We start from the raw sequence: 25,259 nt of genomic DNA, 5'->3' as shown, positions 1-25,259 counted from the left end.
CGACAAACTCCAGCGTCCCGTCCTGGCGCCAGCGCACCACGTCGCCCGTGCGGTACAGCCGGGCGCCTGCCTCTGCCGAGAAGGCATCCGGCACGAAGCGCTCGGCCGTGAGGCCCGCGCGGCCCGCATAGCCCCGCGCCACGCCGACGCCACCCACGTAGAGCTCGCCCCGCACGCCCACCGGCACGGGCTCACCGCGCGGGTCCAACACGTAGGCGCGCACGTTCGCCAGCGGCCGGCCAATGGACGGCACGTCTCCATCCGCCACCACCTCGCCGAGCGTCGCCACCACCGTGGCTTCGGTGGGGCCGTACGTGTTGAGGAGGCGGCGGCCCGGGGCCCAACGTGCGACGACATCCGCGGGCAGGGCTTCTCCGCCGGAGATGACGGTGCGCACTTCGGGCAGTCCGTCCGAAGGTGTGGCCGCGAGCGCGGCGGGCGTCAGGCTGATGACGGTGAGGCCCTGCTCGCGCAGCAGCACGGGCAGCGGCGCGCCCGGCATCAACTTGTCCAGCGGTGCCAGCACCAACGTGGCGCCGTTGCAGAGGGTGGTGAAAATCTCCTCCACGGAGAGGTCGAAGCTGAGGCTCGCGAACTGCAACACGCGACTGCCCGGTCCGATGCCATAGGCCACCGCCTCGTGCGTGACGAGGTTGGCGACGCTGCGGTGCTCCACGGCGGTGCCCTTGGGCGTGCCGGTGCTGCCAGAGGTATAGAGCAGGTACGCCAGGTGCGCGGGTGTCACGCCCGTCCACGGCGCATCAACCGGCTCTCCCGCCAGGGCCTCGCGCTCGGAGTCCAGGCAGAGGGCGCGGGCCTGGTGTGCCTGCGGGAAGCGCTCCACCAGCACGCGCTGGGTGACGAGCACCTCGGCGCCGCTGTCCTCCAGCATGAAGGCCAGGCGCTCCCTCGGCAGCAGCGGATCCACGGGCACCCAGGCACCACCGGCCTTGAGGATGCCAAGCAGGCCGATGACGATGTCCAGCGAGCGCTCCACGCTGAGGGCGACCCGCACCTCGGGCCGGACGCCCCGGCGGCGCAGGGCGTGCGCGAGTTGGTTGGCGCGCGCATCCAGCTCCGCGTACGTCAGGCGCGTCCCTTCGAAGACGGCGGCGAGCGCGTCCGGCGCGCGGCGCGCCTGGGCCTCGAAGAGCGAGTGCATGCACGCCTCCGGGAAGGGCGCGCGCGTCGCATTCCACTCCACGAGCACCTGCTGGCGCTCATCCCCCGCGAGCAGCGCCAGCGAGGACACGCGGCGGTCCGGCGCGGCCACGAAGCCCTCCACGAGCAGCCGCAGGTGCCGCATCATCCGCGCGACGGTGGAGGTGTCGAAGAGGTCGGTGGCGTACTCCAACTCGCCCGTGAAGCCCTGCTCGCTCCGGCTGAGGGAGAGCGTCAGGTCGAACTTGGCGGAGGCGCCCATGCGCTCCTCCAGCCGCACCTTCACGCCCGCCAGCGAGAGGTCCACCTCCGGGATGTTCTGCATCAGGAACAGCACGTTGAACAGCGGCGCCTGGCGCAGATCGCGCAGCGCCTGGAGCCGCTCGAAGGGCAGGTAGGGGTGGGCGAGCACGCCCAGCGTCGTCGTGCGAACGCGACCCAGCAGCTCCCGCACGGTGGGCTCGCCGTCCATCCGCGTGCGCAGCACGAGCGTGTTGATGAAGAGGCCCAGCAGCCCCTCCATCGCGGCGTCGTCGCGGCCCGCCACGGAGGAGCCGACGCTCACATCGTCCTGGCCCGCGTAGCGTCCGAGCAACACCTGGAGCGCGGCGAGCAGGAACATGAAGGGCGTGATGCCCTCGCGCATGCAGAGCGCCTCCACGGCCCGGGTCAACTCCAGCGGCAGCGCGACCGGCAACAGCGCGCCCGGATGCGACGCGCGCGGCACGCGCGGACGGTCCGTGGGCAGCTCCAGCCCCAACGGCATCCCGTGGAGCTGCTGGCTCCACCAGGTCGTCTGTCGCTCCAGCTCCTCTCCTGACAGCCACTGGCGCTGCCACGCGGCGAAGTCCGCGTACTGGAACGGCAGCTCCGGCAGGACGGGCTGCGCCCCCGCGACGAGGGCCCCGTAGGCCTCCGACAGCTCGCGCATCAGCACGCTCATGGACCAGCCGTCGAAGACGGTGTGGTGGATCGTGAGCAGCACCAGGTGCTCGTGCGTGTCCAGCACCAGCGCTGACGCGCGCAGGAGCGGGCCCGCGGCCAGGTCGAACGGGTGCCGCACCTCCACCTCGGTGCGGCGCTTCACCTCGGCCTCGCGCTCCTCCAGGGAGAGGGCGCGCAGGTCCACCACCGACAGCATCAGCGGCGCGGGCGGCGCGATGATCTGCACGGGCTCGTTCACGCCCGCTTGGAAGGTGGTGCGCAGCACCTCGTGCCGGTGCACCACCAGCTCCAGCGCGCGGCGCAGGGCCTCCAGGCTCAGCGCTCCCGTCAGCCGCAGCGAGAAGGGCATGTTGTACGCCGCGGAACCGGGCGCGAGCTGCTCCAGCAGCCACATCCGCTGCTGCGCCAGGGACGTGGGCAGCTGCTGCGTGCGCGACACCGGCACGATGGGCGGCGGCGCGGCGACGCGGGGATCCTGGCTCGACGCCGCGATGCGCGCCGCGAGCGCCGCCACCGTGGGCGCCTCGAACAGGGCCTGCAGGGGGAGGTCCACCTGGAACGCCGTGCGCAGGCGCGACGTCAGCCGCGTGGCCAGCAGCGAGTGGCCGCCCAGCTCGAAGAACCCGTCGGTGGCGCCCACGCGCGGCACGTTCAGCAGCGAGGCGTAGAGCTCCGCGACCTGCTGCTCCAGCGGTGTGCGGGGGGCGACGAACTCGCGCGCCGCCTCGGTGGCCAGGTCCGGGGAGGGCAGGGCCTTGCGGTCCACCTTCCCGTTGGGCGTCAGCGGCATCGCGTCCAGCACCACCAGCGCGGACGGCACCATGTAGTCGGGCAGCCGCTCCTTCAGGAGCGTCCGCAGGGCCTGCGCCTCCAGCGTCTGGCCGGGCCGGGGCACCACGTAGCCCACGAGGCGCGCGTCGGCCGCGGTGCCTCGCACCACCACGGCGGCGTCGCGCACGCCCGGGGCCTGGCTCAGCACCGCTTCGATTTCACCCAGCTCGATGCGGTAGCCGCGCAGCTTCACCTGGTTGTCGACGCGGTTGAGGTACTCCAGCACCCCGTTCGCGGCCCAGCGCACGCGGTCGCCGGTGCGGTACACGCGGCCGCCCGGCACGCCGCCGTACGCGTCCGGGATGAAGCGCTCCGCCGTCTGGTCCGGCCGGTGGAGGTAGCCGCGCGTGACGCCCTCGCCGCCGATGAACAGCTCGCCCGGCACGCCGCGCGGCACCGGGTGCAGCCCGCTGTCCAGCACGTACACCTGGGTGCCGGAGATGGGCCGGCCAATGGGCACGCTGCCCGTGCCCGTCTTCACCGCGTGCGCGGTGGACCACACCGTCGTCTCCGTGGGGCCGTACACGTTCCACAGCACGCCGCAGCGCTGGAGCAGGGACTCGGCCAGCTCGCGCGGCAGGGCCTCGCCGCCCGTGAGCGCCGTCAGCCCCCGGTCCTCCCAGCCCGCCTCCAACAGGAGCCGCCAGGTGCTGGGCGTGGCCTGGAGCACCGTGGCGCCGCGCTGCTGGAGCAGGGTCGCGAGCCTCGCGCCGTCCACCGCGATGTCGCGCGACGCGATGACGACCCGTCCTCCCACCGACAGCGGCAGGAGCAGCTCCAGCACCGCGATGTCGAACGACAGCGTGGTGACGGCCACCAGCACGTCCTTCGCGGACAGGCCCGTCGTCTCCCGCAGGGCCGCGAGGAAGCGCGCCACCGCGCCGTGCGGCACCTGCACGCCCTTGGGGCGCCCCGTGGAGCCGGACGTGTAGAGCACGTACGCCACGGCCTCCGGTGGCACGGCCTCGCGCAGCGGCGAGCCGTCCTCCGCCGCGATGGCCTCCGCGTCCCCGTCCAGCAGCACCACGCGCGCGGAGTGCGGGGGCAGGACGGAGGACAGCGAGCGCTGCGACACCAGCACCGGCATGCCGCTGCTCTCCACCATGTACGCCAGGCGATCCGCCGGGAACGCCGGATCCAACGGCACGTAGGTGCCTCCGGCCTTCAACACGGCGAGCACCGCCACCAGCATCTCGTGCGAGCGCTCCACGCACAGGCCCACCCGCACCTCGGTCCCCACGCCCAGGCGGCGCAGGTGCCGCGCCAGCCGCGAGGCCCGTGCCTCCAGCTCCGCGTACGTGAGCGACTGCTCACCGAAGACGACGGCGACCGCGTCCGGCGTGAGGTCCGCCTGCGCCTCGAAGGCGCCGTGCTGCGAGCCCCACGGCAGCGGGGCGGGACGGGCAGGCTGCCAGTCGAACAGCACCTGCTGGCGCTCGGCGTCGGTCAGCAGCGGCAGCCGCGACACCGCGTCCCGCGGATGGGCGACGGCGCCCTCCAGCAGCACGCGCAGGTGCTCCGTCATGCGCGCCACGGTGGGCGCGGTGTAGAGGTCGGTGTCGTACTCGAGGAAGCCCTTGAGGCCCTGCTCCGTCTCCAGCACCTGGAGCAGCAGGTCGAACTTCGACGTGTGCGTGTCGAGCTCCAGCGCCTCCAGCTTCACGCCCTCCACGGTGGTCGCACCGCGGAAGGACGCCTGGAGCGTGAGCATCACCTGGAAGAACGGCGTGCGCCCCTGGGTGCGCTCCGGACGCAGCTCCTCCACGAGCCGCTCGAAGGGCAGGTCCTGATGCTCCTGGGCCGCGAGCACCGTCTCCCGCACCTGACGCAGGAGCGCGCGGAAGGACGCGCTGCCCTCCACCTGCGTGCGCAGCACCTGCGTGTTCACGAACAGGCCGATGAGCCCCTCCACCTCCCCGCGCGTCCGGCCCGCCATCGGCGAGCCCACCGTCACGTCCTCCTGGCCCGCGTACCGCGACAGCAGCACCTGCCAACCCGTCAGCAGCACCATGAAGAGCGAGGCGCCTTCCTGCTGCGCCAGCGTCTTCATCGCGTCCATCAGCTCGCGCGGCAGGTGCACATCGTGTCGGGCTCCCCGGCCATCGCGGATCGCGGGGCGGGGATGGTCGGTGGGCAGCTCCAGTGCGGTGGGCACTCCGGCCAGCTGCTGCTTCCAGTAACCGAGTTGCTTCTCCAGGCGCGGGCCCTGGAGCCACTCGCGCTGCCACACGCCGAAGTCGGCGTACTGCACGCCCAGCTCCGGCAGGGCCGCGGGCACTCCGCGCGCGAACGCGCCGTAGAGCAGCGCCACCTCGCGCACCAGCAGCGTCATCGACCAGCCGTCGGAGATGATGTGGTGCAGCACCACCACGAGCAGGTGCTCCGTTGGCCCGGACGTCAGCAGCAGTGCGCGCAGCAGCGGACCCCGGGCTAGGTCGAAGGGCCGGGCCGCCGCTTCGCGCGCCAGGCGCCACGCTTCGTGCGGCGTCGCGCCCGTGAGTTCACGCTGCTCCAGCGTGAGCACCGGCTCCGGAGCAATCACCTGCACGGGCCCGTGGGCGTCTTCACGGAACGTGGTGCGCAGTACCTCGTGCCGGCGCACCACCTCGCGCAGCGCGCGCTCCAGCACGGCCACGTCCAGCACGCCCTGCAGGCGCACCGCCATGGGCACGTTGTAGAGCGGGCTGCCCGGCGCGAGCTGATCAATGAACCACAGTCGCTGCTGCGCGAACGACAGCGGCAGCGGGCGCGAGCGGTCCTGGAGCGGGATGAGGCCGCGGACCGTGTTTCCCGGGGCCGCCTTCTGCGCGGCCATCTTCTTCAAAAGCTCCGCGCGTTTTTCCGGTGAGAGGTTCGCGATCCGCTTCGACAGCTCGTTGCTCATCTCATGTACTCCGCACTCGGGGACGCCATCGCGCGCGAACGCCACCCGGGCCCGTGGTGGCTCTCGCGAGAACTCCGACCTGCTTCACTTGCCGGTTTGACGCCCTGCGCCGCTCTCCCGGGAGAGGCGCGAGGGTGGGTCAAATTCACGGTGGTTAGATTATTCCGCCAGCAAGCGGCCTGTCATGGGGGCGTCCCGAGGCCTGCCCGAATGAATCCAGGCATTTGCCGGATTGCTCTGGTTCCCTGAAGGCAGGGAGGGAAGGACGTCGGATGTCCTCCCGAGCGAAGCCCGCCCGCCGGATCGCCCCCTCGAACGCTGAACAGGCATGCCCTGGGTGGGGCCTGACCTGGCGAGCCTGGGACAGGCCGATGCCTCCTCGGGTCGCTGCCGGGGCCATGGGTCGAGCGCTGGTTGGCGGTGGGTTGGCGGGGGCCGGATGCCCCTCCCAGATTCACGGCAGCGAGGACTCCTTCCATGCCCCCAGTCATGCCGTCCCTGTCCCTGCCGTTGCCTTCCGGCACGCGGGCCCCTGCATTCCAGCTCGCCGCCACACCGGAGCAGTCGGTGTCGCTGGCGGACTGCGCGGGTTCGCCCGTGGTGCTCGTCTTCTACCCGGCGGACTTCAGCCCGGTGTGCAGCGACGAGCTCGCCCTCTTCAACGAGCTGCTCCCCGAGCTTCAGCGGCATGGCGCGCGGGTGTTCGGCGTGTCGGTGGACAGCGTGTGGTCGCACCTGGCGTTCGCGCGCGAGCGGAAGCTGCGCTTCCCATTGCTCGCGGACTTCCACCCGAAGGGGGAGGTGTCGCGGCGCTACCACGCGTGGCGGGAGTCGGAGGGCGTCTGCGAACGCGCGCTCTACGTGGTGGATGGGGACGGGAGGATCGCCTGGGGGCAGGTGTCGCCTCCGGAGGTGAACCCCGGCGTGGACGGCGTGCTCGCCGCGCTGGAGTCGCTGTCCACGCGGGAGGTGCGGTCATGAGCCGGCTGCGGAGGCCCCCGGGCCCGGACGACCACTTCGAGGGCCCGCGCGACGCGCCCGTCATCCTGGTGGAGTACGGCGACTACCAGTGCCCCTACTGCGGGCAGGCGTACTGGGAGGTGAAGCGGCTGCAACAGACCCTGGGCGCGCGGCTGGGCTTCGTGTTCCGCAACTTCCCGCTGACGCAGGCCCACCCGCTGGCCCTGCAGGCCGCGGAGGCCGCCGAGGCCGCGGCCGCGCAGGGCCGCTTCTGGCCCATGCACGACCTGCTCTACGAGCACCAGGATCGGCTGGAGCTGCCCATGTTGCTGTCCCACGCGGAGGCGCTGGAGCTGGACGTGGATCGCTTCCGCGAGGACCTGGACTCGCACCGGTTCGAGGAGCGAATCCGGAGGGACTTCATGGACGGCGCGCGCACGGGCGTGAACGGAACGCCGACCTTCTTCCCCAATGGGCACCGGCACGACGGCCCCTTCAACGCCGATGCGCTCCTGGAAGCGCTGACGGGAGGGGCCGGCCTGACACGCTGAGGCGGGACGCTCAGCCTGCCTTCGCGGTCGGCGCGGGCACGAACTGGGCAGGAGGGGCGGCGTAGCCCGCGGCCTGGAGCAGCTCCGCGACGGCCTCGCAGACGTCTGCCTGCACCGCATTGAACTGGGTGGGCTTGCAGTGGACGCACACCGCCAGCACCGGCCCGTGGAGGGTGAACTCCGCCACCTCCACGGAGGCCGCGGGCTGCTCCTGGACGCCGGGCACCACGGTCACGCGCTCCACGAAGGCCCGCATGAGCAGCCGGAGATCCGCGGCGCCGTGGAACAGGGGCACCTTGACCGTCAGCTTGCGGTGCGGGTGGTGGCTGTAGTTGATGATGTTGCCGCCGAACAGCTGGTTGTTGCCCACGGAGATGCGCAGGTTGTCGCCCGTGTCGAGCGTGGTGGCGAACAGGCCAATCTCCTGCACGACGCCCACGACGCCCGCGGCGGAGATCTCATCCCCCACGCGGAAGGGGCGCAGCACGAGCAGGAAGACGCCCGCGGCGAAGTTGGCGAGCAACCCGGCCCACGCGGCGCCAATGGCGATGCCCGCCGCGGCGAGCAGGGCGGCGAAGGAGGTGGTCTCCACCCCCATCAGCCCCAGGATGCCGATCATCAGGAGCAGGGTGAGGGAGCCGGTGAAGAGCGACCCGACGTAGCGGATCAGCGTGGCGTCCAGGTGTCGCCGCTGCAGGGCCATGTCCAGCACCTTGCGGAAGCCACCGATGACGGTGCGCCCGAGGAACCAGACGAACAGCGCCCCCACCGCCTTGATCAGCAGCGGCAACGCTTCCGTCAGGGCCAGTGACTTCAATTGAACGACAATGGCATCCATTTTCCGTGAACTCCCTTGACCCCGACCGGGGCGCGCCTCGCTTTTGCACGGGTCAGGCCATGGCAGGCAAGCCCCCGGCCCCGAAGGGCAGTCCCGGGTGGGGGAGGGCGCGCCGGACCTCCCATGCCGTGTCAGCCCGGGGTTTGACACGCCACCGGGCTCCCTGACGCGTCAGCGGGGCCCGGAGGCGCGGGTCAGGGAGCCCTTGCGCGAACCGCGGTGCTGAGCGAGACCGGGGGCCTCCATGCGCCTGTCCTCCCTCCCGGTCCTGATGTTGTTGAGCGCCTGCACCGCCTCCCGCGTCTCGGTGCCTCCGCCCACGGGCAATGAGGTGACCGTGTTCGTCCACGGCTACCGGGGGTCGTTCCTCACCACGGCGGACAAGGAGCAGGAGCAGGAGCGGGCCTGGGTGTCGGTGGGCGACGTGCTGTCGCGCGGGGATCGCTCGCTGGCCCTGCCGTTTCCCGGCCAGAAGCCGGCACCGCGTTACGGAGCGCTCACCCCCGACGGGCCGGTGACGCGCTTCACGGTGCTGCCGTGGGTGGCGCGCTACGACGTGTACAAGGGCTTCCTGGAATTCGGGCGCGAGCACCTGCCGGGCTTCGTCGTGTTCGACTACGACTGGCGCCAGGACAACCGCGAGAGCGCGAAGCGGCTGTGCACGCTGTTGGAGGAGCTCGCCGCGGCCCGCGGTGGGAACGTGAAGGTGAACCTGGTGGCGCACAGCATGGGCGGGCTCATCACGCTGCACTGCCTGCGCTACGGCACCGGCGACGACACGGGCGAACCCACGTGGGCGGGCGCGCGGTACGTGAAGCGCGTGGTGTTCCTGGGCACGCCCTTCCGGGGTGCGCCGGGCATGTTCGACGACTTCACGCTGGGCACGCAGGTGGGGCGCAACCGGGCGCTGCTGTCGCCGGAGGCGCTGTTCACCTTCGCCTCCGCGTTCCAGCTGCTCCCCGCGCAGAGCGACTTCTTCGTGGACGCGAGCGGTCAGCCGGTGAGCTTCGACGCGTACGCGCCGGGAGCGTGGGTCGACGGAGGGTGGGGCGTGTTCCAGGACGCGGGCCTGCGCACCGAGCCCGCGTATCGCGAGCAGCTGGAGCGCATGCTGGACGCGCGCGCCGGGTTCGCGCGGACGCTCGCGGAGAACGACGAACCGCCGCCGCCCTTCCGCACCCTGGCGGTGGTGGGCGTGGGGCATCCGTTGATCCGCTCCTTCCGGATCATCAAGGGCCAGCCCACGTTCGAGGACCCCATCCTCGCGGACGGCGACGGCTCGGTGCTCGCGGCCCGAGCGCTACCGCCGCAGCCCCTCCACGTGGACCGGCTGGAGACGCAGGCCGACCACGTGGGGATGATGGCCGACGAGGAGGTCCAGGCGGCCATCGCACGGTTCCTCATCGGCGACTGACGTCAGTCCCCTGCGACGGCGAGCTGCCAGTCTCCATCCAGGGAGATGCCGACGCGCAGGCCCAGGTAGCTCTTCTCCTTGCGCATCGCCTTGAGTTCCCCGGGCGGATAGAGGTCCTTCAGGGCCCGAAAGTCCGCGTCGGTGGCGCCCTCGCGGAAGGCCGTGGGCCAGAGCATGAGGTTGTCCTGTTCGTAGAAGGGCAGGTTGAGGACCTGGACCAGCCGCGCCATCACGGGCTGCGGTGTGGTTTCGTGCTCTTCCACGCTGCGCCAGTAGGCCGCCGGGTCCTCGTCGGGGCCGAAGGAGAAGCGCACGCCCTGGCCCTTCTCGTCCGCGAGCTTCGCGAGCGCCGCGTAGTCACAGGCCACCGCGGCCGCGATGATGCGCTCGCGCATGGACGCCACCGCCGGGGGCAGGGGCTTCGCGGTCGGCTTCGGCACGGGGCTCAGCTTGCGAGCGGAGCAGGTCGCCGCCGCCGCTCCAGCCTCGGTGGAAGCCAGCGCTCCCGCGTCCACGGATGAGCCGGCATCGACCCTGTCCGCGACGGGCGTGGCGGGCGTGGTGGGGAGGCCCGCTCCTGCCCTGGACGGGCTGGCCACGGGGGGCGTACGGGGCGCGTCCGTACAGGCCAGGCAGGTGGCGAGAAGACAGGCGCACAGGAGGGAGGCTCGGCTCATGCCCCCGGTGTAGCTCATCGCGGCCGGAAGTCCGGTCTGGCGGGTGGCCCCTCTGTGAAGGAGCCATCACGTGGCGCCATGCGTGACGGTGGGCCACCCTCAATCAATGCAGGCTGACCGTCGTGCGCAGCAGCGCCAGGTACGTCCAGTCCCGCGTGGGCTCCTCCACGGGTGGGGTGTCGTAGTGGTTGACGTAGCCTGCGACGCCCACGCCCAGGAAGCTGGTGACCCACCAGCGGAAGGTCAGCGCGCCGCCCGTCGCACCCCCGGCGACGACATCCGCCGCGCCGCGTCCCAGCCACAGCCGCTCCAGGCGCGCGGCCAGTTCCAGCGAGCCGGAGGGGATGCCCTCCGAGCCCACGCCCGCGAGCGCCTGGGGCCACTGGTTGTTCTCGCGAGGCCTGCCCCGCAGCACCCACGAAGCCTCCACGCCCAGGCCCTGGCTGCGCAGCAGGGGCAGCGATTCGCGGGGCGTGGCCGGGTTGCCATCCGTGTCCCGCGAGCGGTGCTCCCACGCGGCCGCCGCCTGCACGTCCACGCGCACAGGGCCCGCGTCGAGCCGGCCGTGCGCCTCCGTGACGGTGCGGTAGCCGGACACGGGGGGCGGTCGGTAGAAGAGGAATCCCTGCGGGAGCAGCCCTCCGATGCCGGGCCGGTCGAATGCGTCCTCCACGTGCGCGCCCGCGCCCACGCGCACGCCGCCGTGGTGCACGTCCAGGCGCGCGTCCACGGAGGGCGAGGCGTTGTCATTGCCCAGCGGGCTGCCGGAGCCGTTGCCCACGCGCAGCCACCCTTCCAGGGGCAGCGACGTGGGCGTCCACTGCGCTTCCAGGCCCAGGTCGCGGCGGGGCCAGAAGGCCTGCGTCACCAGGGGCAGCTCCGGCACGGGCAGCGTTTCGATGCTCTGGTCGCGCGCGGCGGGGAACAGCGGTGTCTTCGCGTAGCCCAGCGACAGGCGCACGCCGCTGATGACGAACAGGTCCACGTACGCGTCGAGCAGCGCGGGCTTCTCCTGCGCCCACTCCACGGTGCCCACGGCGGCGAGCCACGACACGGGCTCTCCCCGCGCGCCCAGCCGGAATCGCGCGAGCGAGAAGCCGTCATGGCCTTCGATGTCGTCCGCATGGACGCGGTAGTCCACCTCGCCCACGAGCGTGGGGGTGATTCTCGGTCCTTCCGCGCCAGCCCCCGACGCGGACAGCAGGGCCAGGGCGGCGAGCGTGAGCGGGCGGTTCATCCGTCGATGGGGAGGATGCGCAGGGTGTGGGTGGTGCCGTCGGCGGGCGTCCCGTCATGGTCCGCCACGAAGAGGCGCTTGTTCTTCGCGTCGTAGGCCAGGCCGTGCGGCTGCTGGAAGCCCCCGGCCAGCACGCTCACCTCGCCCGCGGAGGTGATGCTCAGCACGGTGCCGTCGCGGCTGCCTGTGAGCAGCGTGTCGCCGGGGCCGGTGGCCAGCAGGTCCGGCATGGACAGCGTGGCGAAGGGCACCAGCTGTGACGGCGCGGACAGCGGCGCCCGGTACACCTTGCCCGCGAGCTGGTCGGAGATGAACAGCGTGTCGCCCACCGCGAGCACGCCCACCGGCTTCTGCATCGCGCCCACGACTTCCTGCTCGGTGCCGTCCAGGGTGAGCCTGGCCACACTGCCCACGTTGACGTTGTTGTTGCGCACGAAGTAGCCGTCCAGCAGTTGCCCGTCCGCCGTGACGGTGATGCCGATGCGGCGGCGCTCGGGCAGCAGGTTGGGCACCTTCGCGGAGGTTCCATCCGGCCGGACGTAGACCACGTCGCCCGCGGTGCCACCGCCGAAGCGCACCACCACCAGCGTGCCATCCGCGAGCCGCGCCAGCGCGCCCAGGCCCGGCCCGTTGGCGGGCGCGGCGGGCAGGTCCGCGACCAGCGAGATGCCCTCGCCATCGCGGTAGCGCAGCACGCGGTTGTTCTCGTCGTCGGCCATGAAGAGGGTCGCGCTCGCCGCATCCCACCAGAGGCCATTGGGGTCCCCGTCCACCGCGATGGTCACGGGGCCGCGCTCCACGGTCGGTTCGTCCGGCGGCACCAGGACTTCGTTGGAGGACGAGCACCCCACGGCGACCAGCGTCATGCCCAGCAGGGCTGGAGAGAGGATTCGCATGGGCGCTGCTTCTAGCGCGAAAGGGGTTCCGCCACCGGGCCAACTGGGCGACCCCTGAAACGACAGAAGGCCCGGAATCAGTGGGTTTCCCCAATGATTCCGGGCCTTTGTCTCTGCGCGCGATGCAGGATTCGAACCTGCGGCCTTTGGCTCCGGAGGCCGACGCGCGGCTTAGCCGGACGTCGCCCCGTCTCGCATCCCGTGGGATTCCCTCAGGTTCTGTCCCCCACGTCCTTGCCTTCCGTGCTCAGGGGTCGCCCCATTTCGCCCCCCGTTGCTTGCAGCCCACTGACAGGGCCCATGCCCATGCGCACCAGGTTCGCCTGCGTGTGCAGGTGGGCGTCCAGCACGTGGGAGTAGCGCTCTTCCGTGACGCGGACATCCCGGTGCCCCAGCACCACCTGCACGAAGCGAATGTCGCCTGTGTGGGCGTAAGCCCACGTCCCGAAGGTAGAGCGCAGGTCCTTGAAGGACAGGGGAAGCGGTACCGCCGTGGGCCAGAGCTGCCGGGCACACTTCGGGCACGGCACACGGGCGTTGTCGGCCCGCCGCTCCTGGTAGTCGCACCCCTTGCGCGTACCGCGTGTGACGCAGCGGTGGTCGAAGCCTTCCACCAGCCCAGCGGCGGAGAGGGCCGTCCGCATGATCAGCTGCAGGCGCGTGTCCTTCGTGCGCATCTGCCCATCGGGCCGGGGGAACACCCACCGGCTGCGGGCGGTCTTCGCGAGCTCGCGCAGAACCGGCAGCAACCAGTCCGGCAGGGGCACCGTCCGGGCCCGGCCTCCCTTGGTGGTGTCGTGGTCGTAGCTGCGGTGCAGGGTCACCAGCCTCCGGTCAAGGTCGACGTCCGCCCACTGCAGGCCGAGCAGTTCGCCTTTCCGGGGCCCGATGCCTACTGCCAGCGCGAAGAGGGCCCGGTACTCCTCGGGCACCGCCGCCAGCAGCCTGGGCACGTCCTCCGCCCGGAGGAACTTGGGCGTACGCTTCGGGATCCGCACTTTGCTCACCGCGGCGCCTGGGTTCTCCGTGGCGGTGCCCGCGGACTCCACGAGCCACGAATAGCAGCCCTGGACCGCTACGCGCAGGTGCTCACGCGTCTGCGGGGAGGCATCCGCGTTGGCAGCCAGCATGCGTTGCACATCCGCGGCCGTCATCTGCCGCACCAGCACGCCGCCCAGGTGCGGCAGGATTCGGGTGCGGAAGCGGGACTCGAGGTGCGGTTTGCTGCGGTACTCCACCGGCAGGCTGGCCAGGTACTCCCGAACAGCCTCCCGGAAGGGCACGTCGGGCTTCAGTGGCGCTTCAAGGCCAAGGCGCACGCGCTCGCACCGCGCCTCCAACTCGTCCGCCAGGCGCTGGGCCTCGGTTCGTGTGCGCGCCTCGGTGGCTTGCTGAGAGGGCTTACCGCGCTCATCCCTGTAGCCGATGTACCAGGACTTTCCGCGCCGGTATGCGTACCCCATGAATCAGGCAGCCCTCTGCGCGGCGGCCCAGGCATCCAGGTCCGCCTTCCGGTAGCGCAGACTCCGGCCCATGCGCACGACGGGCACCAGCCCCGCTTCCGTCTGCCGGTACAACCAGGACTTCGACACCTGCAGGTACTTGGCCGCCTGCTCCACCGTCCAGTACCCCGGGGCCACATGCCCCTCCGCCTGCGACCCGCCGTCCTGCTTCATGTTGTCGCGCATTGCTCCGACTCCCATGGGCTAGCTCCACCTGCACCCATATGCGTCATCGTGAGCTGATCTGTAAAGCAAAAAACGTATATACAGACGCAATACAAGTGTCAACTTAGCGCATCCGTGCCCGTTGCTTTGTAGCAAGCTGTATCTCAATTCCGGCGGTGGACGCGCGGGGGGCTGGGGCGGGTTCCAGTCCACGGCTTCACAGAAGCGCACCGGACCCGCGCTGAACGCCTGCGCGCTCCAGCCGTGCGCCTCAAGCCTCCGCCCGGAAGCGCACGCCATCGAGGTTGAACTCCGTCGAGCTGCCGGAGATGGGGGTGACGTTCCCGTCGGACGTGATGCGCACGCGGCCGTAGACGCCGCTGTCTACCCCCAGGCGCTGCTCGTTGAGCGGGCGGTAGCCGGGCGGCAGGTTGAAGGCGGCGCTCCCCATGGCGCCGCTCTTCATGGCTCCGCCGAGGACGACATCTCCCGCGCTGTTCTTGTAGTAGTTGGGATTGCGTGGGGCCCCGACGCCGACCCACCCGGAGGCGGCAATCATCGACGCCTGCTGGTAGTCCTGGGAACGGGGCTGCCATGCCACCCGCGCGGAGTCCACGTAGAGGGTGTACGCGAGCGGGTTGGACTTGCCGACGAAGAGCTGCGCGTACCGCGCGCCGAAGGGCGCCACCACCGAGATCCCGCGCCCGAGCTCCTGCCACGACCCGGAGGGCACCTGCACCTGGTCCACGACGACCGCATCAATGAATCCGAATGTCGCGGTCAGCCAGCGGATGAGCAGGATGCCCAGGTGCGCGGCGTTCACGGGCTCGGAGCCCTTGGTCACCAGGGCCGAGGGGAACAGCAGGTCTCCCGGACGGACGACGAAGGCCTGACTCCCCAGGAGCGTGGCCACCAACGTCGGGGCGAGGCGCACGGAGCGGATGCCGGAGAAGACGCTGGTGGTGGTGTCGAAGGCATCCACGCCCCAGGTGCCGGGGGAGAGGCCCCAGCCGTCGGGCGGTGCGTTGGGATCGCTGAGCGCCTCGAAGTCCGCGTTGAGCGGGAGGACGGCCCACGTCACGTTGGGCGCGAGCATGGCCGGCGCCACGTACCTGGGCGCGAGCGTCACCTCGGCGCTGGCCGGGCCTGCGTTGCCCTTCACGTCGCGCGGAATCACCTTGGCGTAGTACGCGCGGCCGGCCACCAGGTCCTGGACGTCGAAGCGGGTGGCCCGGCTGTTGGCCCGGAACGTCGCCTGGGACGGGACGAAGGCGGGCGTGCTGCTGACGTGCAGCTCGTACGCGTCCCACGCCGCGCCCGTCGACGCGGGTGTCCAGGAGAGGGCGAAGCCGTTGACGGTGTTCGTCACCGTCAGCCCCGCCGGCGCCGAGGGGCCCGTGAAGGGCGCGCTGGCTGCCACGCCCGGGCGTGCGTCCTTCTCCGCCCAGACGGCGCGGCTGGTGCTGGGGCGGCCCTGCAGTTGGAGCTTCGTCCGGGCCTCGCCGCTGGACGCGCACTCGTGCTCCACGGAGAGGATTCCCAGGCGCTGGGGCGTGTCGAAGTGCACGCCGTCCGGCAGCACCTCCACGAGGTCCGCCGACTCCAGGTACCAGTGGATCCCCGGCAGCGTCAGCGACAGGTTGAGCGCCGACTCGGAGAGGTCCGCGATGGCCGCGTCCGCCAGGCGCTGCGCCTCTGCGGTGGTGTCGATGAGGGACGACGCGCCCTCGGCCACCTGCATCCACCGGCGCCCGTACAGCGCGATGCTGGTGGGGTTGGTGGCCGTCACCGTCTTGCGCTTCTTCGCGCCGGTGGCGTCCTTCTCCGCCTTGTCCGAGTACACCACCTCCACCACGTTGCGCACGTGCTCCAGGCTGCGCTTGAGCTCGCCCAGTTCCAGGACGTTGGTGGGCCCGAAGGTGGCGACGGGCGTGTCCGTCAGCCGGTCCGGACTCCAGAGCGTGAGCGCGAAGGCGCTGGTGTCCTGGCGCCAGCGCATGCGCACGTCCCAGCCAATCTGCTCCGCTAGGACGCGCACCGCGTCGAGGAGGGGCTCGCGCTGCTGCACGTAGGGCCCGCGCACGCTGCTCGGATCCACCGGCGTGTAGAGGCCGAACGCGGCCATGCCGTTGTCGTTGAGGAGGGACTGGATGACGGACTGCACGGGCGTGCCGGCGGTGCTGCCATAGGGGCGCTCCACCTCGGCCCAGGTGTCCTGCAGCAGCCCGCCCAGGTCGCGCCCGACGAGGCGCAGCTCGTCCCCGCCCGCGTCCACCTCGTCGACGCGGCCGCGCCACACCTCGCGCCACGCGCCCGCGGGCACGTCCGCGAGGCGCGTGTCCAGCGGCACCGTGGCCACCTCCACCCGGAAGTACGCGCCCTCGCGCAGCAGGGGCACGTAGGCGCCGTCCACCGTGTTGAGGAAGCTGCCCACCACCATCGGCGCCAGCGAGAGGCGCGCGCCGTCCGGGCCGTTGCGCACCACGGAGACGGTGGCCTCCCCCACGGGCGCGTCGGTGCTGTCCGACCAGGAGACGCCCAGCAGGTAGTCCCCGGGCAGCAGCGTGGAGAGGTCCGTCCACGTGAAGCCACGCTGCACCAGCACGCGCACGTGTGAGGCGAAGCCCGCGGCGCAGGTGACGACGGCCAACTCGGCGGTGGAAAGGGTGCGCATGTCAGGTGCCCTCCGGCTGCTGCCACAACTCGAAGTCCAGGTACTGGCCCTGCACCCGCGCGCCGTCCTGGTCGTACTCCACCGCCGACGCATCGCCCGCCTGGCCCAGGACGCGGCAGGCCTCGGCGAGCCCGGTGCCGTCGGCACGGTGGTACGGCAGCGGCCCGAAGGGCGCCGTCGCCGCGGCCCACTGCGACACCCACCCATCAGGCACGGTGTAGGGCAGGTAGACGAGGTCGCTCACCGTGACGTCGGTGCGCGTGGAGAGCACCTTCAGCGTGCCCCCGGCGACGGTGACTTCCAGCCCCAACTCCCCGTCCATGTCGTCCACGATGCCCAGCTCGGAGCCGTTGACGTAGAGGACGTCCGGGCCGAGGCGCGCCACCACATGGGTCCAGGCGTTGCCGGTGACGCTGCTGCGAGCCCAGAGACCCACCGTGCCGTCAGCGCGCGCGCCGATGGCCCAGGACACGGCCTCGGCCGGGTTGAGGAACAGGGCGCCCAGTCCCCACCGTCCCGTGATGCCCGTGCCCGCCTGGGGCACGCCGGTGAGGAGGGACGGGGTCGCGCCCTTGCTGGACGTGAAGGCGTTGACCGTGGCGTGCGCGAACGCCCAGCTGTGGCCGTCACCGTCGAGGAGGCGGCGGAAGGCCTGCGCCTCGGCCATCGGCAGGGGCGGTGTGCCGCCAGCCCAGGCGTAGACGCGGGCCCGGGTACCGCTCATCGCCCAGCCGCTGAAGGTCCTCACGCGGGGGCCGAGCAGCGTCGGCTTCTGGGTGAGCCCCTTCGCGGTGGAGCAGAGCACCTCGATGCCGCTGAGGGTGAGATAGGGCATGCCCCTGAAGAAGGGCTGCCCCGGGCGCTACGCGTACCGGCCGGAGACGGGGGCGGCCGTGCCGAACATGCGGATGCCGAAGCGCCGGAGGATGTCCGCGGCGTTCGCCTGCGCCTCGGTCATGGCCTCCTGGATGTCGTAGCCGGCGATGTTGAAGAAGAAGCTGAACGGGGCAGCCTGCGGCGACTCGGGGGCGGACACCTCTCCTCCGCCCGTAGGGGACGGGGGCGGCTGGCTCGCCGGCGGGGGCGTGCTCCCGGAGGACGTGTTGGGCCCGTCCTGCTCGTCCTGTGCGTCGAAGCGGCGCAGCGCCACCTTCCACAGGTCCGGCACGTTGGTGAGCGCCTCGTTCACGTCCGCGAGCGCGTCCCGGTTCTTCAGCACCTCGGCTGTCTCATTGGCCTTCGCCATGGCCGCGTCCCAGGTGAGGCCCTCCAGCTCCTGGATGCTCCGGGCCAGGGACTCCGTGTCCACCTTCGCGGACTCCATCGACTTCGCCCACCCCTTGAGGAAGCCGAGCGGGTGCGCGCCGAGGATGCTGATGTCGCCGAGCTTCTTGAACACCCACTGGATGGCGCTGATGATGCCATTCCACGCCGACGCCAAGCCCTTAATCACATACAGGATGCCGAGGCCGACGTAGCGCAGGACTTCAAAGAGTCCCTTGAGGACGTTCTCCAGGAGCCAGCTGGTGGCCTTGCCGACGAGCTCGAAGGCCGGCGCGAGCATCTTCAGGAAGACGCCCACCAGGACGATGATGGGGGCGATGGACTCCATGGCGTGCCCCATCTGCTCCATCACGGGCGTGAGGAAGTCGATGATGACGTTCACCAGGTAGCCGATGGCCCCGACGATGGGCTCCAGGCCGGTGGCCGCCGTGCCGAAGAGGTCCTTCAGCTGGCCGATGATGCCGTTGAACATGTCGATGATGGTCGCCATCTGCTCGCTGCCCATGAGCAGTTCGCCGATGGCGGCGAAGAGGGCGCCCCAGATGCCGCCCGCCTCGAATCCCTTCTTCGCGCTGTCGATGATGCTGCCGAGCTCGCCCATGCGGCCGAGGAAGCCGCTGATGAGGTCCGCCCGCGCCGCTGCCATGGCCGCCTTCGCGTCCTCCGCGAAGCGCTGGGTGTCCTCCCAGATGGCGCCGAAGGACTCCTGGGCGCGCTCCATCTCCGCGCGCGCGGCATCGGCGGCCTCCTGCCGAGCGTCGTCCGAGGTGTCGCGGTTGAAGTCCAGTTCGTCCTTCGCGCGGTCCGCCTCGTCGGCCAGGTCCGAGAGCGACTTCGCCGCGCGCGCCGTGTCCGCCTCTGTCGCGCGGTCGGCCTCGCGCTTCGAGTCCTCGTCCGCGTAGGACTGGAGCTGGTCGTACCCCTTCTGCCGGAGCGTGGCGCCCATGTCCCCCGGCTGGCGGATGCGTGCCTCGTCCTTGCCGTTGACCCAGCCGACGGCTTGCGCCAAGCGGTCATTCAGGCCGTCGAGGCCCGAGGCGCTGCTGATGTCGGCCATCATCATCTTGACGCCCGTCATGGCGTCGCTCAGTCCGAGGCCCGCAACGTCCTTGACGACAGCAACGCCGCGCGCAGCGGCCTTCGCCGCGTCCGCGACGGTGGCGGTGACGCCCGCCGTCAGCGCTGCCTTCGCCGCACTCAGCCGCGCCTGGGCTTCGGCCATTGCACCCACGCCGCTGTCGAAAGCCTTCTCAATCCCCTCTCCGATGTCCTTCCCCGTCACCTTTTCTAGAGAGGCGAGGGCCTTCTCGGTATCGCCCATCCTGGCTGCATGGGCGATGGGCTTGAGCACCTTCGCGGAGCCAGAGACGAGGAAGGCGACGAAGGCGAGGGCCCGGTCCACGATGCCCTTGATGGTGGAGCTGATGGCATCGAAGGCCGCGACGAAGATGCCCGTCAGCTTGTCGGCGACGTCGCCCAACCCTCCCATCATCCGGGCGACGGACTCACCCATCGCGTCCCACGCCTCGCCCGCGATGAGCTTGATGTCGCCCCAGTTCTTGTAGAGGACGCCTGCCAGGAGGACGATGGCTGTGATTGCAGCGGCCACCGCGAGGATGGGGATGGCGGCCGCGCCGAAGCTCATCAGCATCTTGCCGACGCTGGAGAGCAGGGAGGGCGTGGACTTGGCGAAGTCCACCATGGACTTGCCCAGGCTGCCGAGCCCCCCCTTGATCCCTTCCATGGTGGGCAGCATCCCCTTGAAGCTCACCCACATCTTGGACAGGGAGGCGCCGACGTCCACGTTCTTCATGGCCTGCAGCGCCTGCCACGCCGACGAGGCGGCCGGGCCCACCCCATTGAGCACCGGGCCCAGTTTCGCGATGACGGGCAGCATGGCCTTCGTCGCCTGCATCGCGAGGCTGACGCCCTTCGACAGGCCCTCCACCGTGGCGGCCAGCTTCCCCACGACGCCGACGCCCAGGCCAATGCCTGCCACCCAGGCTGCGACGCTCGCCGCGGAGCGCTTCACCCCGGGACTCATCCGCTGGAAGTGGGCGGTGAGGTTGGAGAGGAAGTCGCCGATGCGCCGCACCAGCGGGGTGAAGAGGTCGCCCACCTCGGAGGCGAAGGTGAAGAGCACCTCCTGGATGTGCTCCACCTCCGCGGCCAGGCGCTGGTTGGACTTCGAGGCGGCCAGCACCGCGCCGCCGATGCCGGCGGCGATGACGGCGCCCACCTTGCCGATGGGCTCCGCCGCCTCCTTCACCCCCTTGGCGACCTTCTCCACCTCCTTGGCCAGCTTGCCCAGGGACTGCACCGCCTCGCCGATGCTGGCGGTGACGGCGACGTACAAGTCTCCAACCTTCAGGGCCACGGCAGGACTCCAGGGGTGTGCCGCCTACCGCTTCGGCTTCGGCGACGGTTTGGGCGCGAAGCGGTAGGTGATGGTGGTGGTGCCGCTGGCGGGCGCGTGGCTGGACGCGCCGGCAGGGCGGGGGTGGTGCTGGGTGCGCTGCTTGAGCTCCTCGTTCTCCAGCTCGCAGTAGGCGAGGAGCCCCAGCAGGTCCTCATGGTCCCAGGCGCGCACCTCGTCCGGGGACTGCCCAGTGAGCTTCACGACCGCGAAGAGGAGCTTCAGCTCGGGGTCGGCTCGGAGTTTTTTCGGACGTCCTTCATGTTCGGCGCGAAGGCCGCCTGCACGTCCTCCTGCACGTCCTCCAGCCACACGGCGCTGTCCACCACGCTGTCGAGGTCCGCGTCACTGAAGAGGCGCTGGCCGTTGGCCGGGTCGTAAAGCACGCACGCCGCGATGCGGGCCACGAGGCGCAGGGCATTGCGCGGCGACGTAGGCTTCTCGTCCTCACCCATCTCGCCCGCCGTCTTGGCGTCCTCCAGCACCTTCACGCGGTCGCCCTGCGTGGGCTTGCAGAGGTGCACCTTCTCCCCGCAGAGGTCGATCAGCTTGAGTACCTTGCGGTTCTTCGCGAGCAGGCGGTGCTTGAGCACGCCAGGGTTTCTGGGGGTGATGATGAGGGGCGTCTCCGTGCTGGGGGTGATGATGAGGGGCGTCTCCGTGCTGGGGGTGATGATGAGGGACGTCTCCGTGCTGGGGGTGCTGGTGTCACTCATGTCTGTCTTCTCCGAGGTGAGGGCTGTGACGAGAGGAAGGGGCGGCTACACCGCGACGGGGGCACCCTGGCCGATGAGGCTGACGGTGAGCTTGTCCACGTCGGACGACGGCCCCCCGGACTCGAAGGACATGACGCGCACCTTGTAGCGCTTGCCGCGCTGGCCCGCGGTCGCGTCGGCGTCCCGGATGACGTGCAGGTAGCCGATGCCCCGGAGCTGTCCCTCCAGCGCGTTCTGCGCGGCGTTGTCCTTGATGCGGTGGCCGCTGACGTTGATGCTCAGGGCGGTGAGGGTGGCCGCGTTCCTCTTGTATCCGTCGCTGCCCATGTAGTTCGTGTCGACGCTGTCGGCCGCCGCGGAGACGGAGCACTCCATGATGCCGTCCAGTTCGGTGGCATCGGTGGGGGGGGTGGCCGCCGCCGCCTCGTCGAGGGTCACGAGCGTGGTCGTGGGCGCGAGGGTGAAGTGGATGTGCTGCGCGTAGAGGACGTCCGGTTCAGCCATGGCGATGCCTTTCACTACTGCGAGGGGAACAGCTTCTTCAGCGCCTGCTCGATGGCTGTCTTCACGCCCTTGCGGCCGACAGCACGCGAGCGGCGGAAGGCCTTCTTCAGGAAGTGAGGGGGCGGGTTGATGATCTGGCCTCCCCAGTGGAAGCCCTCGTGGATCGCGCCAGCGGCGTGGTGCGCGTAGCCGGCCACCCACGTAGTGGAGAGGCGCCGGTCCAGGTGGTGCTCGGGCCCATCGATGAAGCCGGTGTCCGCGAGCGGGCGTTCCTCGCGCTTCGCGTTGCCGTGCGCGTCGTACTCGACGTCACGGTCCCCGCGCGGCACGTCGAACTGCGACAGGTCCAGTGCGTGGCGGACGGTGGCACGGCCCGGCTTGTCCAACTCGCGCAGCACCTCGGGCGCGCGCTGGCGCAGCTGGAGGAGGGGGCGCATGTCGAGCTTCACGCGGACGGGCATGCCCCTCAAGAAGGGCCGCCCGCCCCGCGTCAGGCGGCGTAGGCCAGCGTGACGGTGAAGACGAAGCGGTGCATGTCCTTGCCGTCCGGGCCCATGTACGCGGGCGCACCCTGCGCCCGGCAGGAGACGTAGCCGGGCACGGCCGCCAGGTGCAGCGCGCTCCAGCACCGGCGGGCCAGGGCCTGGGCGTCCGCGTAGGTGCGGCCGCGCACCAGCACCTGGACGTCCGGCTGGAGGTAGCTGCGCCCCGTGCCCATGTAGTCCTCGGGTGCGTCGCCCGTCACCTCGCGCACGGCCACCACCTGGGGCGGTGCGGTGAGGGGCCAGGGGCCCGTGTAGAGGCTGGGCGGCGCGGGCGGCGTGGGCGTCATGGTGAGGCCCAGCTCGGCGGCCTCCAGCACCTGGGCCACGTGGAGCTCCACGTCCTGCAGCTCGGCGCCCATCAGACGGCCACCTCGTAGTGGTCGATTGCCCCGCCGATGGCGAAGCGCGGCGTCACCAACAATGGGTGGCGCTGGGTGTTGAGGTCGCCCGGTGTGGTGCCCGGCAGCCAGATGGCGTCCCCCGGCTTCACCTCCACGCCGGTGTAGAGGATGGCCTCGGTGATGGCGTCGGTGCCGTCCGCGGCGGTGATGCGGCGGACGGAGCCCTCGTACCGGCAGGCGTGGGTGGTGGGCTCGGAGTACTCCTCCTCGCCGCGGGCGTCGGTGGACAGCAGCTGGGCCAGGCCGAAGCGGTGGCGGAAGCGGTGGCCGAGGAGGCTCACGCGACACCGCCGCGCTTGAGCTTCCGGTACCGCTCGACGAGGGCGAGCGCGGCGAGGGGGATGGCGGGCCGGCCGCCGCGCATGGAGTCCGCGCCGTAGCCGATGGAGGTGCCGCCGATGCTCTCGCTGGTGACGTCCCAGTCCTGGCCGTCCCGGTGGCTGTAGGCGGTGACGACGATGCGCGCCGCCAGCACGAAGACGGCGGGGAGGTTCACCTCCAGCGGCGGCGAGGAATCCGCCTGCCCCGGCGTCACCCAGCCCGCGGTGAAGGTGACGAGGATCTCCCCGGTGTCGTGCGCGTGCAGCGGCGTGGGCGAGACGCCCGGGGAGTACTCCCCCGTGAAGGGCCAGGGCGCGCCGCGCGAGAGGATGCGCCCCATGCTGACGCCCAGGGTGCCCACCTCCAGCAGGTAGTGCGCGGGCGGCACCTCGACGCCGCACACCTCCACGCGCTCCACCTGGCGCACGGCCCCGGAGCGCAGGAAGAGGTAGCGCCCACCCTGGCTCGCCACGGACTCCACGACGCCGGTGCGCAGGTGCAGCGGGTAGCCCACGTAGCTGGCGAGGGCCTCGGACGCGGCGGTAATGAGCATGCCGAGCGTGGTGGCGTCGACCGCGTCTCGGACGTTGGGGGGCAGCTGGTCGGCGGTGAGCAGGTCCACAGCGGAAGGCATGGGTACCTCGGGCAGAAAGAGGGCCGGGGCGGCGCGCAGGCCGCCCCGGCCCGGGCAGGCAGGGAAGGGGGGAGTCCGTGCCCGCGCTAGACGGGCAGGCGCTGGCCACCGCCCAGCACCAGCGTGACGCCGGTGACGAGCGTCGGCGCGGTGCCGCCGGTGAAGGCCACCACCTCCTTCACCCGGAGGTGGCCGTGGTCTGCCTTCAGGAACTGGAGGCTGAAGTCCAGCTCCACAGCCTTGGACGCGGCGGTGGACTGCACCGCCAGGGCGACGCCGTCCAGGTCCGTCACGGCGGTCCAGCCGTCGGTCCCGTTCGCGCTCGACTCCAGCGAGTAGGTGACGCTCAGCGTGGTGGGGGTGCCGCTGGTGGCGCCGATGTTGGCCACCAGCACGCCGGACTGGAACTGGGACACATCGATGGCGCTGCCGCTGCGGGTGCCGGCGACCTGGGCGGCGGGCGCCAGGGCCTGGGTGGCGCACGAGACGAAGGCGCCGACATGCACGTTCTGGGGGATCATGGGTTGCTCGTTCTCTCTCTGCGGCGCGAAGCCGCTCAGTACGCGACGCCCGTCTTCTCGGCGAACGCCTTGCGGTAGCGCAGCAGGAAGTCCACCTCGGTGATGCCGCGCATGGTCACCATGTCCGCGGAGAAGTCGGTCCCGTTCTCGCCCATGGCCGTCTCCAGCGGCATCGCCTCGCCCAGGATGAGCTGGTTGGCGAGGCCGAAGCCCAACACCTCGTCATCCGCGAGCGTCTCCGAGTAGTGGAAGGGGAAGCCGTTCAGCGTGGGGTTCTCGCCGGAGCGCAGATCCGGGAAGAGCCATCCCGCGCTGTCGCGGGTCTGCCGGAGCGCCAGGAAGGTATCCGTCGAGGAGTAGTAGAAGCCCTTGTTGGCCTTCAGGCCGCCGGGGATCTGGGCTTTGGCCACCGAGCCCATGACCCCGTCGGTGTCCGCGACCTTGTTCGCGGCGGTCGTCCCCGCCGATGCCGTCCGCGCGGCCTGGTCCATCTGATTTCGGATGCCGCTCGGCCGCTTCGGGCCCTTGCCCTTGAAGCCGGTGATGTCGATCTCCAGCCCGATGGCGGCGGCCATGTCCGCGCCGATGATCGCCGCGGCGTCGATGGCGCTCAGCCGCAGCAGGTCGTTGGAGATCCGCGCGAGGGCCATGAGCTTGTGCGCGGTCAACACGAGTGCGCCGTCCTTCACGCTCGACGGGGTTCCGGGCTCGCCCTCGGCGACCCAGTACACCTTCACCCCTTCGTCGATGGTGCCCATCGTGAGGCGGGCCCCGTAGCCGGAGATGGTCCGGATGCCGGCCGCCAGGAGGATGGAGTTCGGCCGCGCGAGCTCCACGATCTCCGAGCTGACCGTCTCACGCGTGAAGGCGCCACCCGACTCGAAGATGCTGGCGAACTGGCCAGCCGCCTTCACCCGGGTGAGGAAGGCGTCGAGCTTCTGAAACGCCTCGTCGTTGCCGCGCCCGAAGTGCTTCGCCTGCTTCAGGTACGCCATCTTCATCTTCAATCCGAGCCCGGCGGCCAGGCGCGCGTGCCGGTTCTCCTTGGTGAGGTCGAGCTGGAGGTCCCGCACGTCGGTGATGACCGGACCCTGCGGGTTGTTCGGGCGGGCGGCGAGCGCGGCCTCGACGCCCTTGGTGACGGCGAGGTCCACGGCGGCCTGCAGGTGGGCGGGGATGGGC

22 protein-coding genes are annotated in these 25,259 nt (G+C 71.1%); 3 read left to right on the top strand and 19 right to left on the bottom strand.

Annotated elements, in window-relative coordinates; all coding sequences use genetic code 11:
• On the bottom strand, positions 1-5,821 hold a 5,821-nt coding region (locus tag D7V97_RS15720), incomplete at its 3' end, for a non-ribosomal peptide synthetase (protein WP_120611455.1).
• Between the two features lie 477 nt (positions 5,822-6,298).
• Between D7V97_RS15720 and D7V97_RS15715 the strand changes: the two genes are divergently transcribed.
• Together D7V97_RS15715 and D7V97_RS15710 are read left to right on the top strand one after the other, a co-directional pair.
• The gene (locus tag D7V97_RS15715; protein ID WP_120611454.1) at positions 6,299-6,802 is read left to right on the top strand and encodes a redoxin domain-containing protein; all 504 of its coding nucleotides are present in this window, start codon (positions 6,299-6,301) and stop codon (positions 6,800-6,802) included.
• On the top strand, positions 6,799-7,332 hold the full coding sequence (locus D7V97_RS15710; RefSeq protein WP_120611453.1) for a thioredoxin domain-containing protein: 534 nt from the start codon (positions 6,799-6,801) through the stop codon (positions 7,330-7,332). Before D7V97_RS15715 ends, D7V97_RS15710 begins: the two co-directional genes overlap by 4 nt.
• Positions 7,333-7,342: 10 nt before the next feature.
• Here the strand turns inward: D7V97_RS15710 and D7V97_RS15705 are convergent, their stop codons facing one another.
• A complete protein-coding gene (locus D7V97_RS15705) occupies positions 7,343-8,170 on the bottom strand; it encodes a mechanosensitive ion channel family protein (RefSeq protein WP_120611452.1) in 828 nt (275 codons plus the stop codon).
• A 244-nt stretch (positions 8,171-8,414) separates the two neighbouring features.
• Between D7V97_RS15705 and D7V97_RS15700 the strand changes: the two genes are divergently transcribed.
• The gene (locus tag D7V97_RS15700) at positions 8,415-9,584 is read left to right on the top strand and encodes an alpha/beta fold hydrolase (RefSeq protein ID WP_120611451.1); all 1,170 of its coding nucleotides are present in this window, start codon (positions 8,415-8,417) and stop codon (positions 9,582-9,584) included.
• A gap of 2 nt (positions 9,585-9,586) precedes the next feature.
• Here D7V97_RS15700 and D7V97_RS45920 read toward each other — a convergent pair whose 3' ends face one another.
• From D7V97_RS45920 to D7V97_RS15610, 17 genes are all read right to left on the bottom strand, one after another.
• Positions 9,587-10,261: a hypothetical protein gene (locus D7V97_RS45920; protein WP_233582842.1), complete on the bottom strand. Its 675-nt coding sequence runs from the start codon at positions 10,259-10,261 to the stop codon at positions 9,587-9,589.
• 103 nt (positions 10,262-10,364) lie between these two features.
• Positions 10,365-11,498 (bottom strand): hypothetical protein, encoded by a 1,134-nt coding sequence (locus D7V97_RS15685; protein WP_120611448.1) that lies wholly within the window; start codon positions 11,496-11,498, stop codon positions 10,365-10,367.
• A complete protein-coding gene (locus D7V97_RS15680; protein WP_120611447.1) occupies positions 11,495-12,394 on the bottom strand; it encodes a hypothetical protein in 900 nt (299 codons plus the stop codon). The genes D7V97_RS15685 and D7V97_RS15680 overlap by 4 nt, the downstream gene beginning before the upstream one ends.
• Positions 12,395-12,606: 212 nt before the next feature.
• Positions 12,607-13,857 carry a tyrosine-type recombinase/integrase gene (locus D7V97_RS15675; protein WP_120611446.1) on the bottom strand — a complete coding sequence of 417 codons (1,251 nt, stop codon included), beginning with the start codon at positions 13,855-13,857 and terminating at the stop codon, positions 12,607-12,609.
• 3 nt (positions 13,858-13,860) lie between these two features.
• Positions 13,861-14,097, bottom strand: coding sequence for a helix-turn-helix domain-containing protein (locus D7V97_RS15670; RefSeq protein WP_120611445.1), 237 nt, complete (start codon positions 14,095-14,097; stop codon positions 13,861-13,863).
• Between the two features lie 235 nt (positions 14,098-14,332).
• Positions 14,333-16,735, bottom strand: a complete 2,403-nt coding sequence (locus D7V97_RS15665; protein WP_120611444.1) for a fibronectin type III domain-containing protein — start codon at positions 16,733-16,735, stop codon at positions 14,333-14,335.
• Position 16,736: 1 nt separating this feature from the next.
• Entirely contained in the window at positions 16,737-17,570 is an 834-nt protein-coding gene (locus D7V97_RS15660; protein ID WP_120611443.1) for a hypothetical protein, read from the bottom strand.
• A gap of 27 nt (positions 17,571-17,597) precedes the next feature.
• On the bottom strand, positions 17,598-20,396 hold the full coding sequence (locus tag D7V97_RS15655; protein ID WP_147444822.1) for a hypothetical protein: 2,799 nt from the start codon (positions 20,394-20,396) through the stop codon (positions 17,598-17,600).
• A 24-nt stretch (positions 20,397-20,420) separates the two neighbouring features.
• A complete protein-coding gene (locus D7V97_RS15650) occupies positions 20,421-20,639 on the bottom strand; it encodes a hypothetical protein (RefSeq protein ID WP_120611441.1) in 219 nt (72 codons plus the stop codon).
• Between the two features lie 17 nt (positions 20,640-20,656).
• Positions 20,657-21,151, bottom strand: a complete 495-nt coding sequence (locus D7V97_RS15645; protein WP_120611440.1) for a hypothetical protein — start codon at positions 21,149-21,151, stop codon at positions 20,657-20,659.
• 45 nt (positions 21,152-21,196) lie between these two features.
• Positions 21,197-21,655, bottom strand: coding sequence for a phage tail tube protein (locus D7V97_RS15640; RefSeq protein ID WP_147444821.1), 459 nt, complete (start codon positions 21,653-21,655; stop codon positions 21,197-21,199).
• 14 nt (positions 21,656-21,669) lie between these two features.
• Positions 21,670-22,092, bottom strand: coding sequence for a hypothetical protein (locus D7V97_RS15635; protein WP_233582840.1), 423 nt, complete (start codon positions 22,090-22,092; stop codon positions 21,670-21,672).
• Between the two features lie 53 nt (positions 22,093-22,145).
• Positions 22,146-22,559: a minor capsid protein gene (locus D7V97_RS15630; protein WP_120611437.1), complete on the bottom strand. Its 414-nt coding sequence runs from the start codon at positions 22,557-22,559 to the stop codon at positions 22,146-22,148.
• Positions 22,559-22,882, bottom strand: a complete 324-nt coding sequence (locus tag D7V97_RS15625; protein ID WP_120611436.1) for a hypothetical protein — start codon at positions 22,880-22,882, stop codon at positions 22,559-22,561. Before D7V97_RS15625 ends, D7V97_RS15630 begins: the two co-directional genes overlap by 1 nt.
• Positions 22,879-23,556: a hypothetical protein gene (locus D7V97_RS15620; protein ID WP_120611435.1), complete on the bottom strand. Its 678-nt coding sequence runs from the start codon at positions 23,554-23,556 to the stop codon at positions 22,879-22,881. Before D7V97_RS15620 ends, D7V97_RS15625 begins: the two co-directional genes overlap by 4 nt.
• Positions 23,557-23,642: 86 nt before the next feature.
• Positions 23,643-24,077: a hypothetical protein gene (locus tag D7V97_RS15615; protein WP_120611434.1), complete on the bottom strand. Its 435-nt coding sequence runs from the start codon at positions 24,075-24,077 to the stop codon at positions 23,643-23,645.
• Positions 24,078-24,112: 35 nt separating this feature from the next.
• Positions 24,113-25,259, bottom strand: a 1,147-nt coding sequence (locus tag D7V97_RS15610; RefSeq protein ID WP_120611433.1) for a phage major capsid protein, incomplete at its 5' end; no start/stop codon positions are given.

This window comes from Corallococcus sp. CA053C (assembly GCF_003611675.1).
GTDB lineage: Bacteria > Myxococcota > Myxococcia > Myxococcales > Myxococcaceae > Corallococcus.
The sequence above is the reverse complement of the archived record's forward strand: the minus strand, read 5'-3'. Positions and strand labels throughout refer to the sequence as shown.